Annotated in this window: 13 protein-coding genes and 1 pseudogene; 6 read left to right on the forward strand and 8 right to left on the reverse strand. The window is 34.2% G+C overall.

Translation table 11 applies throughout. From position 1 onward, the window contains the following. Positions 1-79 precede the first annotated feature (79 nt). The 3 genes from CaldiYA01_RS04675 (at position 80) to CaldiYA01_RS04685 (ending at position 3727) form a co-directional block, all read left to right on the forward strand. Complete coding sequence (locus tag CaldiYA01_RS04675; RefSeq protein ID WP_207181955.1) at positions 80-715, forward strand: TetR/AcrR family transcriptional regulator; 636 nt, start codon at positions 80-82, stop codon at positions 713-715. Between the two features lie 82 nt (positions 716-797). Beyond that, positions 798-1496 carry an ABC transporter ATP-binding protein gene (locus CaldiYA01_RS04680; RefSeq protein ID WP_207181956.1) on the forward strand — a complete coding sequence of 233 codons (699 nt, stop codon included), beginning with the start codon at positions 798-800 and terminating at the stop codon, positions 1494-1496. Then, complete coding sequence (locus CaldiYA01_RS04685) at positions 1496-3727, forward strand: ABC transporter permease (RefSeq protein WP_207181957.1); 2232 nt, start codon at positions 1496-1498, stop codon at positions 3725-3727. Before CaldiYA01_RS04680 ends, CaldiYA01_RS04685 begins: the two co-directional genes overlap by 1 nt. Positions 3728-3773: 46 nt before the next feature. Here the strand turns inward: CaldiYA01_RS04685 and CaldiYA01_RS04690 are convergent, their stop codons facing one another. From CaldiYA01_RS04690 to CaldiYA01_RS04720, 8 genes and pseudogenes are all read right to left on the reverse strand, one after another. Next, positions 3774-4628, reverse strand: a complete 855-nt coding sequence (locus CaldiYA01_RS04690) for an ABC transporter permease (protein WP_207181958.1) — start codon at positions 4626-4628, stop codon at positions 3774-3776. Continuing rightward, positions 4628-5527, reverse strand: coding sequence for an ABC transporter ATP-binding protein (locus CaldiYA01_RS04695; RefSeq protein WP_207181959.1), 900 nt, complete (start codon positions 5525-5527; stop codon positions 4628-4630). Before CaldiYA01_RS04695 ends, CaldiYA01_RS04690 begins: the two co-directional genes overlap by 1 nt. Positions 5528-5556: 29 nt before the next feature. Beyond that, entirely contained in the window at positions 5557-6705 is a 1149-nt protein-coding gene (locus CaldiYA01_RS04700) for an anti-sigma factor family protein (protein WP_207181960.1), read from the reverse strand. A gap of 6 nt (positions 6706-6711) precedes the next feature. Next, positions 6712-7131 carry a sigma-70 family RNA polymerase sigma factor gene (locus tag CaldiYA01_RS04705; protein WP_238480596.1) on the reverse strand — a complete coding sequence of 140 codons (420 nt, stop codon included), beginning with the start codon at positions 7129-7131 and terminating at the stop codon, positions 6712-6714. Positions 7132-7342: 211 nt separating this feature from the next. After that, complete coding sequence (locus CaldiYA01_RS04710; RefSeq protein ID WP_207181966.1) at positions 7343-7918, reverse strand: nitroreductase family protein; 576 nt, start codon at positions 7916-7918, stop codon at positions 7343-7345. A gap of 39 nt (positions 7919-7957) precedes the next feature. Further along, complete coding sequence (locus CaldiYA01_RS04715) at positions 7958-9673, reverse strand: permease (RefSeq protein ID WP_207181968.1); 1716 nt, start codon at positions 9671-9673, stop codon at positions 7958-7960. Between the two features lie 260 nt (positions 9674-9933). Next, positions 9934-10035 (reverse strand): annotated as a pseudogene (locus tag CaldiYA01_RS12545) ((2Fe-2S)-binding protein); the annotation flags it as partial. After that, positions 10029-10541, reverse strand: coding sequence for a flavin reductase (locus CaldiYA01_RS04720; RefSeq protein ID WP_207182728.1), 513 nt, complete (start codon positions 10539-10541; stop codon positions 10029-10031). The gene CaldiYA01_RS04720 and the pseudogene CaldiYA01_RS12545, both read right to left, overlap by 7 nt. A gap of 302 nt (positions 10542-10843) precedes the next feature. Between CaldiYA01_RS04720 and pepF the strand changes: the two genes are divergently transcribed. The 3 genes from pepF to feoB all read left to right on the forward strand — a co-directional run bounded on the left by pepF (position 10844) and on the right by feoB (position 15003). Continuing rightward, entirely contained in the window at positions 10844-12709 is a 1866-nt protein-coding gene (gene pepF, locus CaldiYA01_RS04725; RefSeq protein WP_238480598.1) for an oligoendopeptidase F, read from the forward strand. A 231-nt stretch (positions 12710-12940) separates the two neighbouring features. Continuing rightward, on the forward strand, positions 12941-13162 hold the full coding sequence (locus CaldiYA01_RS04730; RefSeq protein ID WP_207181977.1) for a FeoA family protein: 222 nt from the start codon (positions 12941-12943) through the stop codon (positions 13160-13162). Between the two features lie 17 nt (positions 13163-13179). Further along, a complete protein-coding gene (gene feoB / locus CaldiYA01_RS04735; RefSeq protein WP_207181979.1) occupies positions 13180-15003 on the forward strand; it encodes a ferrous iron transport protein B in 1824 nt (607 codons plus the stop codon). Positions 15004-15112 lie beyond the last annotated feature (109 nt).

A 15112-nucleotide genomic window follows, 5' to 3' on the forward strand; every position in this document is an offset into this window, starting at 1 on the left:
GCATCATAGAGTTCAATCAAAATAAAATTTTCTTTACATCACATGACCAAAAAGTCATAATAATCTTGAGGTGAGATTTATGCCTAAGCAAACATTCTTAAACCTTCCAGAGGAGAAAAGAAACCTTATAACAGATACATTAATAAAGCACTTTTCACAAAAACCTTACCATAAGGTTGATATCTCTGATGTTGCAAGAGAGTGCAACGTTGCAAAAGGGAGTATGTACCAGTATTTTGAAAACAAGAAAGATATGTACTTTTACGCAATAGAAGTTTCTTACCAGAGGTTTTTGAAACTTCTTGAAAAGCTTGATATGGTACATGTAAATCTATTTGATTACTATGAGAATTCAATAGAGGCTACTTGGGTCGCAATGAAAGATCTCAAGAGTGAGTACCTGCTTTTGGAAAGAGCGTTTTTTTCACAAGACTCACCCTTTAAAGATGAGATAAATGAGAAATTTTTGAAGCAGTCGAGAGAGTTTTTAGTAAAAATTATAAAGTACAATCAGCAAAAAGGATATATAAGGGATGATATTGATCCTGTTATAATTTCTATTTTCTTAGAAGGTGCAAGTTTTTATATGAAAAAATTTGTAATCGAAGAAGCACTAAGCAGAACATCAACAACACTTGATCTTGACATAAGTTATTTTAAAGATGCACTGTCTCAATTTATAAAACTTTTGAAAGAAGGAATAGGGAAAAAATAAATTTTATATTATGACTTGACAGTCATATGACCAGTGAGTCATAATATATTGTACAGGTGAAAAGTAAAGGGGATGATTTGATGTGTTTGTGAAGGTTGAGAATCTTTCAAAAGTCTACAGGATGGGCCAAAATACAATCAAGGCGCTCGATGAAGTTAGTTTTGAGCTCGAAAAAGGAAAAATCTACACTGTGATAGGTCCATCTGGGTCAGGTAAAACCACGCTTTTTAACATCATTGGCGGGCTTGACAGAGCAGATGAAGGCAGAGTTTTTGTAGATAGCAAAGAGATAACTGCAATGGACCAAAAAAGGCTTTCTGAGTACAGGCGCGACTATGTGGGTTTTGTATTTCAGTTTTTTAACCTCATAAATGGTCTTACGGTATATGAAAATGTGCTCTCAAGTGCACATCTTAGCAAAAATCCATTGGATGTTGATATGGTATTAAAAATGATGGATGTCTATTCTGAAAAGAACAAATTTCCTTTTGAACTGTCTGGCGGACAGCAGCAAAGGGTGGCAATTGCAAGGGCAGTTGTCAAAAACCCTGCATTGATTTTGTGCGATGAGCCAACAGGTGCACTTGACTATGACAGCAGCAAACTTGTGTTAAAACTTCTAGAAGATGTAAATAAAAAGTTTGGTACAACCATTTTGATAATTACACACAATCTTGCAATTTCTAAAATGGCAGATGCTACATTGAGGCTGAGGTCAGGTAGTCTTGTAGAATTTTCGAAAAATCTTCAAAAGATTTCTGCTCAAGAGGTGACATGGTGATGGTCATCAAAAAAATTCCCCTGCGAGTAATCAAGAGAGAGTTTTTACAGTTCTTTTCTATAATGCTGCTTGTTGCTATTGCCACAATGACATATACACTTTTTGCTGCGTCAATGCAAGATATAGATTATAACTATGAAATGTTCAAAAACAAATACAATCAGGAAGATGGGAATTTTATTACTGCAAAAGAGGTTGATATAAAACTTCTACAAGAAAAATTTAAAATTAATGTAGAACAAAGGCTATTTACTGATGTCCAAAATGACCATTTTACGCTGAGAGTTTTTTCAGTGCCCAAAGAAATAAACAAACCATATATCGAAAAAGGCAGAATGCCGTCAAAAGGCGAAATACTCATAGACCCTGCTTTTTACAAAAAACACAAGCTCAAAATAGGGTCAGTGCTGACTGTCGGTAGAGAAAATTTCAAGGTTTCAGGCATTGCTTATCTTCCAGATTATATTTACATTATTAAAAATGACCAAGACTTACTTCCTGACCCTGAGCATTTTGGTTTTGCTCTTATAAATGAAGATGAGATGAGAAGACTTTTCAACATTTTTCCTATTCATTATTATTGTTTCAAAGGCAAAGTTGAAAACATTGACAAGTTTAAAGAGTTTTTAAACAGCAACTGGGGGCTTTTGAAATTTGTACAAAGAGACCAGAATCCGCGAATAATGTATACAGAGATAAAAGTTAAAAATGCAAAGAACTTAACTTTGCCACTCAGTCTTTTTATAATTCTTGTATCATCTTTTATACTCTTTATTGTCATGCGAAGGGTAATAAATACTATGCATGCTGAAATTGGTACAATCTATTCAATGGGATATACACAAAAAGATGTACTAAAAGTCTTCATGAGGTTTCCACTTTATATTTGGCTTTTTGGTTCCATCTTCGGTGTTGTACTTGGGGTTATTGAAGCATCTCCTTTTGCACAGTTTTACAGGTCATATTTTACATTACCAAAGATAAAGTCAATTTTGCCATGGCAGCACATATTTGTTGCGATGCTTCTCCCAGCCATATTTATATTTCTTTCAGGTTACCTTGCAATCAAGAACTTTTTCAACCTCACAATTGTTCAGATGCTTCACGGCGTTGATGAATTAAAATTTGGCAAGCTTCCTTCAATAAAGTTTTTTGACAGATTTGAGTTTGGAACAAGGATTATGCTAAAATATGGCTGGCGTCATATTGGCAGGGAACTAATTTTGGCAGTTGGGATAATCTTTTCAACAATCCTTATGATGTATGGTATGACTGCAAAAGATTCGATCATAACTGCAATAGAAAGAACATATGAGAAAAATTTTAAGTACAATTATCTTTATTCTTTGAATTCTTCTTCTGCCCATCCTGAGATTAAGTTAAAAGCTACATCTGAGCCATACAACCTTTTGTCTTTTGACATTGAAGGGACAAAACTGAGTATTACAATTTACGGTATTAAAAGTAACTCAGATATGATAAAACTGTATGATGAAAAAGGAAAAGAAATCTCTGTGTCAAGTGAGCTTATCATAACCAAACCTCTTGCAAGCAAACTTGGTATTGGCGAAGGAGATAAGATTAAACTAAAAAACAAATTTACAGGCAAAGAATATACTTTAAAAGTGAAAAAAGTTGCCAACCTTCCTGTTGGGAACAATGGGTATATGGAACTCGAAAGTTTTAATAAGCTTTTTGGATATAGCAGTGGAGAGTATATTGGGATATTCTCAAAAGAAAAGTTGGAAATTCCACAGAGCTTAATTTTTGAAAGTTACACAAAATCTGAGCTTGTAAATACAATAAAGGCATCTGCTGGCGACTTATCAAAGACTATAGGTGTGATGGCGCTAATTGCTGCTATCCTTGCTCTTTTGATTGTGTATGTTCTGTCTACTTTGACTTTAAATGAGAACAAGAAAAATATAGGAATTTTAAAAATGCTGGGGCATAGTGAAAGGAGTATTTTTAAAATGATTCTCGGTTTTAACTACATTTCGTTTTTTATAGGATTTGTTGCAGGAATTCCACTATCTAAAATTACAATGGATGGGCTTATGAGCACAGTGACAAAAGATATAGATTTTGCAATGAGCCTTGATTTGAGCGTGCAGAGTGTATTGTCTACATTTGTAATACTTCTTTTAGTCTTTCTAATTTCAAGGTTTTTGGCAAGGCAGAAAATAGCAAAGGTAATGCCGGTTGAGATATTAAAAGGGCAGCTTGATTGATGTCAAAAGGGCTGGCTTGCAAGAGAAAAAAGCTCAGCCCTTTTTGTTATGTCAAGTCCTTTTTGTCAAACCTTTTGATGGTTAAATACATTAAAGCAAATACATAGAAAAACCAATATATTCTCATGTATATACTATTTTTTGATATTCCCGCAAATGGGTCAATGCTTGAAAAGTCAATCAAATTAGATTTAAAAAGAATATTTGCCATCTCACGATAAATATTGTCAGTTGGCAAGATCAAGCTTGATACAATACCAATTGTCTGGAGTGTTGTTGAAGCCTTTGAAAAATCTGCTATTGCATAGCCAATCTGTTCCAAAAAACCTCCTATCATTGCAAATCCAAACAGAAGTACAACAAGTATTCCCGTTGCAAGAGTTGAAAACGATGTGCTAAAGAATATTGTAACTGTCAAAAGGACAATCGCAATTAATTCAAACAAAAGCCATCCCAAAACTACCTGTGATATTGTGTGATCAATTGAAAATCCAAAAGTCTTGTTGATAGTGTAGATGCTAAAGAATATTGCAGTTGAATATAGAGTTATAAAAATCAAGGCACCTAAGTACCTCGCAAGCACATATTTCCAACGTGCAATTGGACGAACAATGATTGTGTGGACATTGTAATTTTCAATCTCAGACGAAATTATTCCTGATGTTGCGAACACAACCAAAAAAGCAACCATCAGGTGTGAAAAGTAAAACCCAAGCGATGAAAATACAGTAACCTGCTGCATTGCAAATGTCATCATAGTACTTTGCTGTTTTAGATTTTCTGCTATTTCTTTTAACCCCCAACTGTACAAAAACAAAAAGGCTGCTGACATCAAAATTGTAATCAAAAATATTTTCTTTCTCACAAATTCTTTAAAAGAGTATCTTATTATTGCCGCCATCAGAAAAACCCCTCTCCTATAACCTGCAAGAACACATTTTCAAGCTCTTGGGATTTTTTAACTTCGTACATCTTATAACCATTTTTCACAAATTCCTCAACAAGGATGGGTATGTCTTCATGCGAAGAAAGTTCTACCTCTAAGGTATTTTGCGAATGAGTCAAGACATTTATATTTTTCAAACTCATAATTTCAAATAATTTGCTATCTACTTTATCCAGCACAAAAGTTACCTTTAAGGCTTTTCTTGTCAGCTCATCAATTGTACCCATCGCAACGATATACCCTTTGTTGATTATAGCAACCATGTCGCAAACCTTTTCGACCTCAGACAAAAGGTGTGAGTTTAGAAACACTGTTGTTCCTTGGTTTTTTAATTCAATTATTATATTTCTCACATCAATTCTGCCAATTGGGTCAAGTGCAGAGGTTGGCTCATCTAAGAATATTATCTCAGGTCTGTTTAGCATACTGACTGCAAGTCCAAGCCTCTGCTGCATCCCTTTGCTAAACCACCTTATCTTTTTGTCTTTGTGTTCAATTATACCTACCTTTTCAAGCAGAGAATAAATCTCATTTTTGTAGTTTTTCATTCTTAAAAGCTGGCAGTGAAATTCCATAACCTCATAAGCTGTCATCCAGTCAGGGTATTTAAAATTTTCAGGAAGATAGCCTATTTTTGATTTAATAACAATATCATCAAGAGGTTTCCCAAGCAAAAAAGCCTTTCCCCTTGTGGGTCTCAAAAGCCCCACAAGGGTTTTTACAAGTGTACTTTTTCCAGCACCATTTGGACCTAAAAACCCAAACACCATGGGTTTTTCTATTTCAAGGTTTATATTAAAGCACCCGTTTTTAGACGAATATTCTTTTGTAAGGTTTTCTGTGTTCAGTATCAAGTACCATCCCTGCCTTTTTTATTTTTCAGTTATTTTAGCAAATTTGCAAATTCAAGAAGCTTTTGCTCGGAGGTAGACTCTGCTTTAATATATTTTACACTATTATTGTGGTCCACCCATACGATGGTCCTATCATTAGGATTGTTTTTAAGGTAGACAACCAGTCCGTCATTGCCTCCAATTTTAATTTTCCTATAATCATACAGATCCTTGTTCACAGGTACAGGGAGTGTTGAAAGAGGGTCTTTGATTGAAAGAAGCTGAGACCTTATATTGTTTGGAACAAACGGTAAGTTTGCTATTGTTTCATATATTTTAACCTCATCTAATTCAACTGGGGTTGTTAACTTTGGAACTTTTACAATTCCTATTTCTAATGATGGTATCATATATACAGTGCCTTTTTTGGACTCTTCAGAATTTTTTATAGGGTAGAACATTAAATTAAGTGCACCTTCTATGGTAAGCACAAACTCTTTCTGGTCAAGTGTTTGAGGTAGCAAGGTTTTGGAGCCAAGTGATTTTAAGAGCTGGTTTACTTTGTCAATGTCAAGTTTAAATTTTAATTCTATATTTGGATTCTCGTTTATCATCATACTCTTGATATTTTCTTTTTGCCAAAGATAAGCTATTTCATCAGGATTTATATTGTATTTTTTAAAAATGTTCTTTGCAGATTCAAATTCAGTTGAGTTTAATGATTCCACATATATGCTATTATTTTCTGAGCTTTTAAAATCAATTTTCCCAAATTGTTTTAAATCAATTGTAGAATTAGCATTAATCTGCTGCAGCTTGCTTTCAATTTCCTGAAGGTCAGAAATAGTAATTGCAACTGGCTCTATGGACGAAGCTCTGAAAATTTTCAAAGCATCTGATAAAGCCTTTCCAAATGGTGTAAATATTATGCTGACTAAAAAGATGACTGCTAAAGCTGCTGTAAGAACAACTTTTCTATTTTTATTAAGCATCCTCAATAACCCTCCCTTTTTGTTATTTGAGCTTAAATTGAGGACTTTTTGCATTTTCATAGATACAAACTCATCTGTCTCCTTCAGTTCATTATAGAGTTTTCTACACTTTCTGCACACAAGAAGATGTTTTTTTATTTGCAAACTTTCTTCTTTAGAAAGCACCCCATCAATGAACTCTTGGAGCTTTCCTTCGCTATAGCACATCAAATATCACTCTCCTTCCCCCTCTTCATATATTTTTCTGAACTTCCTTTGAGCTCTTGCAATCATAGTGCCAACAGAATTCGGGTTTATATTCATAATCTTTGCTATCTCTTCATATGTATATCCAGAGTATTTCAAAATTAGCAGCTCTCTTTGTTCCTCAGGCAGTTTTTCAAGTGCCATTTTGACTTGAAGTATTTCAATATCATCTTCTGGGGTTTGAGAAAGAAGCAGATACTTTTCTCCGAGAGTAGTTCTTTTTTGCGATTTTAAGTAGTTTATTGCAAGATTTTTTGCAACAGTAATAAGCCATCCTTGGATATTATCCTCGCGAGGGGGATTTTTAATGAGCTTGTAGAAAACCTCCTGTGCAATGTCTTCTGCCTCTTTTGAACTTTTCAATGTAAATAGCAGGTAATTTAACACCTTTTGATAGTATTTAGAGTAAATCTGCTCGAAGTCCAGCGACCCAAAACCCCCTTTGTTTTTTTGTTTTCTAATATTATAAACAATTTAAAAACAGGATTTGTGACATTATTAGAGGAATTAAAATCAAGGCTGCTTAATATAATATTGAAATAGAAAAGTGGGGGTATTAACCCCCACTTTGAATATGCTTTAGCGTAAGATAAACTATCTATTTTATCCACTCAACCACATTCCAGTTTCTTTCAGGTACTGTTTGAGGATAATTTTCAGTGTATCCTAAAGCAATTGCCCACAAAGGTTTGTATCCCTCAGGGATTTTCAGAAGTTTTATATAATCTTGTGCTTTTGGACTTGAAAAAAGTATCCCGACAAATCCTATCCAGCACGTTGCCAAACCGAGAGATTTTGCAGCAAGAAGGATGTTTTGGGTTGCAGCTGCACAGTCAACCTGGGCAGATTGACTATTTTCTTTTCCTGAAACAATTATAGCCATTGGGGCATTGTGGAAAACGTTAAAATCTTCTTTTGATGCGAATTTCTTTAAGTTTTCATCAGAAGACTGAAGCATAATATTTCTTATTTCTTGATTCATTTTGTTTAAAATATCAAGATTTTGAACTACTGTAAAAAACCATGGCTGACCATTTACTGCAGATGGAGCAAAGATTGCAGCTTCAAGTAAAAGTTTTATTTTTTCCTCTTCAACTTGGGTAGGTAAAAAACTTCTTACACTACGACGCTCTTTAATTGCTTTTATTACTTCATTTTCAAAAACACTGCTCATTTTGCAAGCACTCTCCCTTCAAAAGAGTTTCCAAAAAATTTAGTTTTCTAATTTCAAGACTCTAAAACTTGTTGGTTCTAAGTTGATTTCATAGATATTTTCATTTTCTGATATCATAGAAACTTTAAGATCAGAAGCTTTTAAAGGATCAACAAGTTTTTTATTTTTGTTCTTAATGTGTAAATTTACCTTAGTTCTGTAAGGCAAGAAGGACTCTATTATGAAAGTGCCATTGCTGTATACAAAAATAGCAATTTTTTCTTCAGCTTCAATGTAGAAATCAAAATTTTTCATAAATACCCTTCGAATTTCAGTCAAGACATCAAGTGGCCAGTTGTAAATGTCGGAGTAGTTTTCAGGTATTGTCAATGTATAAATAGTCCCTCTGCCATAAAAGTCTTTCATCAGGACAGGAAAGTTGTTTTCACCTGAGATTGCAACAATCTCCTGCCATGACGCATTTGTCCTGTGCTCTAAGACAGGAATTAGTATTTCTTTTTTACCATATACATACTTTGAAAATGAACACACTTCTGTTTTGATGGCAAATAAGTTTGTAAAAACCTTTTTGTCTGTCACTCTCACAGAGGTCAAATCTTCAATTCCTTTTCCTTGCATGGCTTTTAAAAAACCAGAGGTCATTATTACATCTTTTCCAGCTAAGAGATGATTTTTAAGCTTCTTAATGATATCTTTGTCATTTACACAGTCAGCTGTGATAAAAACAATATTACTGTTTTCAGGAAGATATGGAGTGAGTTCAAATGGTATTCCAACCATTCCTAAGTAGTCATAAATGTGGTCTTCACCATATGAATTAAATGGATGGTAAACAGGAATTCCTATAGGATTTTCAATGTATTTACAAATCTCATCAAGATGACGCAGCTGCAGCCCAAGTGCTGGGACAAATACAGAGTTTCTCAGGTGTGAGAAGTCAAACAAGGTAATTTCTTTTGCTTTTGCGAATACAGTTAAATTTGCTTGTTCAAGGTAGCTGCCAATATTATACAGACAATCTAAGGAGTCAAACCATCCACCAAGGTTTTTGCCTGGTTTTAGATTTTCAAACCATCTCAAAAGTGAATAGCTTGCATACCTTGGAAGATGCTGCTGTGTATAAGCAGGGTCGCGGGTCTCTGTACCTGTATAAGTATAATCAAAAATCTCTACCTGAGTTTGAGGGTTGTAACCTGTCTCTTGATACGACTCTATCCAATTTGGATATTTGATTATTAATTTTACATCTGGATTAACACTTTTTGCAGGCTTTATCACGTACTCTCTTGAAACCTCTGTCATTAAATTTAATCTAAATTCGCTCCAGCTAAGATTTCCTTTTGCACTAATGCAAGATGGGCATGTGCAGGCGGTGAAGAAAAAGTCATCTAAAATGATTTCATCAAACAAAGAAGCTGTATATTGAACAATTTCTTTTAACTTGTCTAAGTGTTTTTGGTTTGTGTAACAGAAAGTATTAAAGATTCTATAATAATCAAGCTCTTCATTTCCGAACACCACAGTTGCAGTGATTCCACCAGATGTTTTAATATTTTGCCTCTCAAAAAACTCTTTTATTCTGAGCATTTTCTCTCTTGGGACGGTATCTGCACCTCTGTGTGTCTCAAGGTATACCTTTGAGATGTCTAAGTGTCTTTTGAAAAACTCTAAATCTTTTTCAAGTGTTTCAAACTCCACATTTTTTAAAAATCCAGCAGGGCAGTATATTGCCAGTTTAAAGTTTTTGTATGCCATTTGCAATAACCTTCCTTTCAGAATTTGAGTAAATCGATTACAAGGAATATTATACTACTTAAAAATCTTATTACAACCTTTTTGATTACTGCCTATTTGCCCCATACTGGAGGAAAAAACTGTAAAAGACACAACTTGTGGCCTATCAGGCTTCAAAGAGAGGAGGAGTGCTAAAACTCAGAATAGATGACCAAAGAGTGTATATAAGCGGCAAGGCAAATACTTTTTCTAAGACAGAAATAAAGGACTGCCAATAAGCATCAGTTGAGGCAGTCCCCTTTTCCTTCCTTAATCTTTATAGCCTTATTAAATGCCTCTTTTACAATATCTGCACAGCACTTTCCAGTTAGGTTATTTATCTTTCTTTCTGTAGCACTTTAACAATTTCCCCAATAAACATTCTATGATAATCTTTTGCAGTGTAAAAATTGTAAATAGCTTTGTCCAAGAAATTCTCAGGGATTATATCTTGAAAATAAATCTTTTTGCAAATAAAAACAAGGTTAGCTTCATCAAAGAACACTGTTTTGAAATCTTTATCTTCTTTGGGGGTGAGCCTTGCCATCTCAACCTTATTAACATCTTTGCCAGAGTATTTGCCGCAGATTTCAAGAGCTGACCTATACTCCCTACCGAAAAACGAGAGTGTAAAGAATTCATTTTCTTCAACAAACTTTCTTGTAAACCTCTGAGGTCTTATTACACAAAAGGAAACAGGCTTTTCCCAAATATAGCCGAGGCTTCCCCAACTTGCAGTCATTGTGTTAAATGAGTTGATGTTCCCTGCTGTAATGAGCATCCACTCTTGTCCAATTAGAGTAAAGGGGTTAAAATTGAGGTCTTCAATTTTGACCATTTTATGTGCCATGAAAATCACCTCGATAGAGATTTTGAAGTTCTTAGAGTTTGCAATTGTTGTCTTGAACTTAAATATACTACAATAAATTTTAATTTTCAAATTATTTCAACTGCAAAATTCAACAGATTGGGGAATTATAGTACTCTTTTTTATTGGGCAAGCAAATTAAAGTTTTGTTACAACAATATTGCAAAAATAGTTTTAATATTATATAATCATAAAAATTTAAAAATTCAAAAAAGCGTACCAATACAATTTTTTAAGAAAGGGGGAAGACGGCAACTGCCGCAAGCAAGATGAAAAGAGTACATTTGAAAAAGTTTTTAGTCCTTGCTATTGTCATTTCTTTTGTTGCCACAACAGTTATTGGTTTTTCTTCAACAGGGATAATGAAACGAAGTGAAATCCCTGACAAGTACAAGTGGAATCTTGAAGACATCTATAGTTCACCAGAAAAGTGGAATGCAGATCTCAACAAAGTTTTGAATTACTACATTCCTAAGTTTAAAAACTACCAAGGTAAGCTTTCAGACAAAAATAAGTTGCTTGAATGTTTGAAACTAAGAGATGAAATGATGAGAATTGCAGACAAAGTCTATGTTTATGCTCATATGAAGGCTGATGAAAATCAGGCTGATAACAAGGTCAGTGAAATGAGATCAAAATCTGAGACGATGTATGCGCAAGTCTCGGCAGCGGTTTCATTTATCCAGCCAGAACTTTTGCGTTTGCCTGAAAAAACTTTAAAATCCTATATGCAAGATAAGAGTTTTGCAGATTATAAAATGTATCTAGATGCTGTTCTAAAGCAAAAACCTCATACGCTCTCCCCAGAGGGTGAAGAATTATTAGCGTTAGCTCAAGATTTTGCAGGCTCACCATACAATATATTCACTCAGCTAAAGTATGCAGATCTCACATTCCCAAAGATTAAGGATGACAAGGGTAATGAGATTCAACTTACCGAGGCAAGTTATGGAAAGTATCTTGAAAGCAAGGACAGAGATTTTAGAAAGAGAGCATTTGAAGGTATATACTCCTCATTTGACAAAGTTAAAAATACATTGGCAGCTACATTGACTGCTGAGGTTAAGAAGAATGTGTTTTTTGCAAAGGCAAGAAAATATAATTCAGCATTAGAGGCTTCTTTAGCACAAGAATTTGTTCCAAGAAGTGTTTATGATAATCTTATCAAGGCAGTTAATAACAATATTAAGTACTTGCATAAGTATGTGGGGCTCAGAAAGAAGGTCCTCAATATTGACAAAGTTCATATATATGATATGTATGTTCCGCTTATAGCAAATTATGAAATGAATATTGATTATGAGCAGGCAAAGAAGTTGATTTTAGAAGGTTTAAAGCCACTTGGAAATGATTATTTAAAGGTTTTAAACATTGCATTCAACAACAGATGGATAGACGTGTTTGAGACCGAGAACAAGTACACAGGTGGATATCAATGGGGAGCATATGATACACATCCTTATATCCTTATGAATTATAATAATACTATGGATTCGGTATTAACCCTTGCTCATGAGCTTGGGCACGCTGTAAATTCATACTATACAAACAAGACACAAAAGTATATAAATTCTAATATACCAATATTCACAACTGAGGTTGCTTCAACAACAAATGAGCTTCTTATGATTAACTATTTACTTAAGAAAGCAAAAAGTGATGATGAAAGACTTTATCTACTAAATACCTTAGTAGAAAATATAAGAGGTACTGTTTATACTCAGGTTATGTATGCAGAGTTTGAAAAGGAAATACATGAAAGGGTAGAGAAAGGCGAGGCACTCTCTGCAGAAACTTTGTGCAACATCTGGGGTAACTTGATGAAGAAGTATTACGGTGATAGTTTTGAAGTTGATAAGCTTGCAACGCTATGGTGGGCAAGAATACCACACTTTTACATGAACTTTTATGTTTACAAATATGCAACTTCTATGGCTGCTGCGAATGAGGTTGTAAAGAATATTGAGAAAGGAGATACTGCTAAATATATAGAGTTCTTAAAAGCTGGAAGTTCAGATTATCCAATCAATGTTCTCAAAAAAGCAGGTGTTGATATGACATCAACAGAGCCTGTTGACAACTTGTTAATATATTTTGGTCAGCTTGTTGACGAGATGGAAAAGATTTTGAAAAAACAAGGAAAGATATAAGTGTAGAAAAAAAGAGAAAGATAAAAGGGACTGCTCGTAAAGAAGAGGAGTAGTCCCTTTTTTTAGTTTTAAATAAAGAGGATACATTTTCAAATATTTTTCTTGACCCATGAAGAAAAATCTGTTATTATATAATTGAAAATGATTATCAATTAACATAAAATATCAATTATAAATTGTTTTCAAAAAACCAGAGAGTTTTATGTTAAATATCATGAGAGGTGATCAGCTTTGACGCTGGATATGATTTCAAAAGACCAGGAAGTTATAATAAAGAGCATAAAAAGCAAAACCGCACGTGTGTATGCTTTGAGATTTGGTATAAATGAAGGAAGCAAAGTAAAATGTGTAGCTAAAATAAATAATGGTCCTATTATTCTCAGGAAAAATCACCAAGAGATTGCAATAGGAAGCGGTCTTGCTAAGCAAATTGAAGTTGAGACTCAAAAGTAGAAAGGGGTTAGATAGATTTGAACTGTCACTGTGTTCAAGAGATGCTAAATATTCCAGATGACAAAGAGGTAATAGCACTTGTTGGAAATCCTAATGTTGGGAAGTCGGTTATTTTCAATAAACTGACAGGAAGATATGTAGAAGTTTCAAATTATCCCGGTACAACTGTAGATGTTAATTATGGATTTTACAAGGATTATGTTATTGTCGACACACCAGGCGTTTATGGAATTTCTTCTTTCAATGATGAAGAGATTGTAACGCGTGATATTGTGCTGAATACGCAGAAGATTATAAATGTAGTCGACAGTGTCCATCTTGACAGAGACTTATTCTTAACACAGCAGCTTATTGATTACCAAAAAGAAGTCATAGTTGTACTTAACATGGTTGACGAGGTTGAGAAAAATAATATCAAAATTGACATAGAAAAGCTAAAAGAGAACCTTGGTGTTGAAGTGATAGCCACATCGGCAAGCAAGGGAGAAGGTATTGACAAGTTAAAGGAGGCTATAGACAAAAATCTTTTTAAAAAGGGCAAATCCACTCCTAATTTAGAAAAGATTTTAGAATCTGAAGGAAAGAAATTTTCTTGGGAAAGCCTTGCCGAAGCTGAAAATGTATTCAGTTCATCAGTATCTGAACTTCAAGAAAATATATACGCTTTGAGACGCACCTATGTGGATGAGATATTCAATAAAACTGTCAAGTTTGATACCAAAAAGCTTGAGTTTAAAAACAAACTAAGTCAAGTTCTCATAAATCCTGTCACAGGAATTCCTATTTTGTTAGCCACTTTATATATTATGTATTATTTCATGGGAGTGCTTGTTGCGCAAAGACTGGTTGACTTTACTATGAATACAGTAATGGGAGAGTATTATCTTGGCTTCATAAAAGGGATTGTAGGTAAGTTTGTTAGTAATCTTTTTTTGCAAAAGATTATTGTTGGTAATTATGGAATTCTTTCTATGTTTCCAATCATCTTTTTTGGTTTGTTGTTTCCTCTTGTTGTAGCCTTCCACCTTTTTATGAGTATATTAGAAGACAGCGGTTATCTTCCCAGAATTGCAGCGCTTGTTGACAGAGTGTTTAATAAGATAGGTTTAAATGGAAGGGCGATAATTCCTATAATTTTGGGCTTTGGCTGTGTTACAATGGCAACAATGACAACAAGAATATTAGGGTCAAAAAGAGAAAGGCTCATTACAATGTTTTTGCTGGGACTCACAATACCATGCTCTGCTCAGCTTGGAATAATCAGCGGGCTTATTTCAAGACTTGGATTTTGGTATCTTATTGCTTATATTTTGATAATTGCTTTTATTTTCGGACTGGTGGGCAGGATATTGAAAAAAGTTATAAAAGGTGAATCAACATCTCTTTTTATAGATCTCCCAACTTTGAGAGTTCCCCAACTTTCAAATGTTTTGAAAAAGACGTATTATAAGTCAAAGGGATTCTTGACAGAGGCTTTTCCTATATTTGTTGTTGCAACGTTTGTACTTGGATTTTTGGATGCAACAAACCTTCTTCATACGATAGAAAATTTTGCGCAACCTGTAGTTACAGGATTTTTAAAGTTGCCAAAAGAAATAACCGAGGTGTTTATTCTGAGCATTATAAGACGAGACTACGGAGCTGCAGGACTTGTAACAATACCAACAACTAAAAGTCAGATGTTTGTTGCGCTTGTAACAACAACATTGTTTGTTCCTTGCATTACTTCTTTTGCTATGATGACAAAAGAAAACGGGCTTAAATATTCAGTTTTTGTGTGGGTTTCTTCTGCTGTGATTGCGATTTTAGTGGGAGGGATTCTTGCACATATAATACTTTAAAGATTCAGTCCAAAACAAAAGGGAGAGTGTTTTTGTGATGAAAGTAAAATGTCCTGTGTGTGGTTATGAGGTGGACATTTCAAACAAAAAATGTCCGCGGTGTAACGCA

Source organism: Caldicellulosiruptor diazotrophicus (assembly GCF_017347585.1).
Classification (GTDB): domain Bacteria; phylum Bacillota; class Thermoanaerobacteria; order Caldicellulosiruptorales; family Caldicellulosiruptoraceae; genus Caldicellulosiruptor; species Caldicellulosiruptor diazotrophicus.

Bases quoted from the DNA above. Each gene is read 5' to 3' on its own strand.
- CaldiYA01_RS04710 (WP_207181966.1), bottom strand. From the start codon at position 7,918: ATGAGCAGTGTTTTTGAAAATGAAGTAATAAAAGCAATTAAAGAGCGT.
- CaldiYA01_RS04690 (WP_207181958.1), bottom strand. From the start codon at position 4,628: ATGGCGGCAATAATAAGATACTCTTTTAAAGAATTTGTGAGAAAGAAA.
- CaldiYA01_RS04685 (WP_207181957.1), top strand. From the start codon at position 1,496: ATGGTCATCAAAAAAATTCCCCTGCGAGTAATCAAGAGAGAGTTTTTA.
- CaldiYA01_RS04700 (WP_207181960.1), bottom strand. From the start codon at position 6,705: ATGTGCTATAGCGAAGGAAAGCTCCAAGAGTTCATTGATGGGGTGCTT.
- CaldiYA01_RS04675 (WP_207181955.1), top strand. From the start codon at position 80: ATGCCTAAGCAAACATTCTTAAACCTTCCAGAGGAGAAAAGAAACCTT.
- CaldiYA01_RS04715 (WP_207181968.1), bottom strand. From the start codon at position 9,673: ATGGCATACAAAAACTTTAAACTGGCAATATACTGCCCTGCTGGATTT.
- CaldiYA01_RS04720 (WP_207182728.1), bottom strand. From the start codon at position 10,541: ATGGCACATAAAATGGTCAAAATTGAAGACCTCAATTTTAACCCCTTT.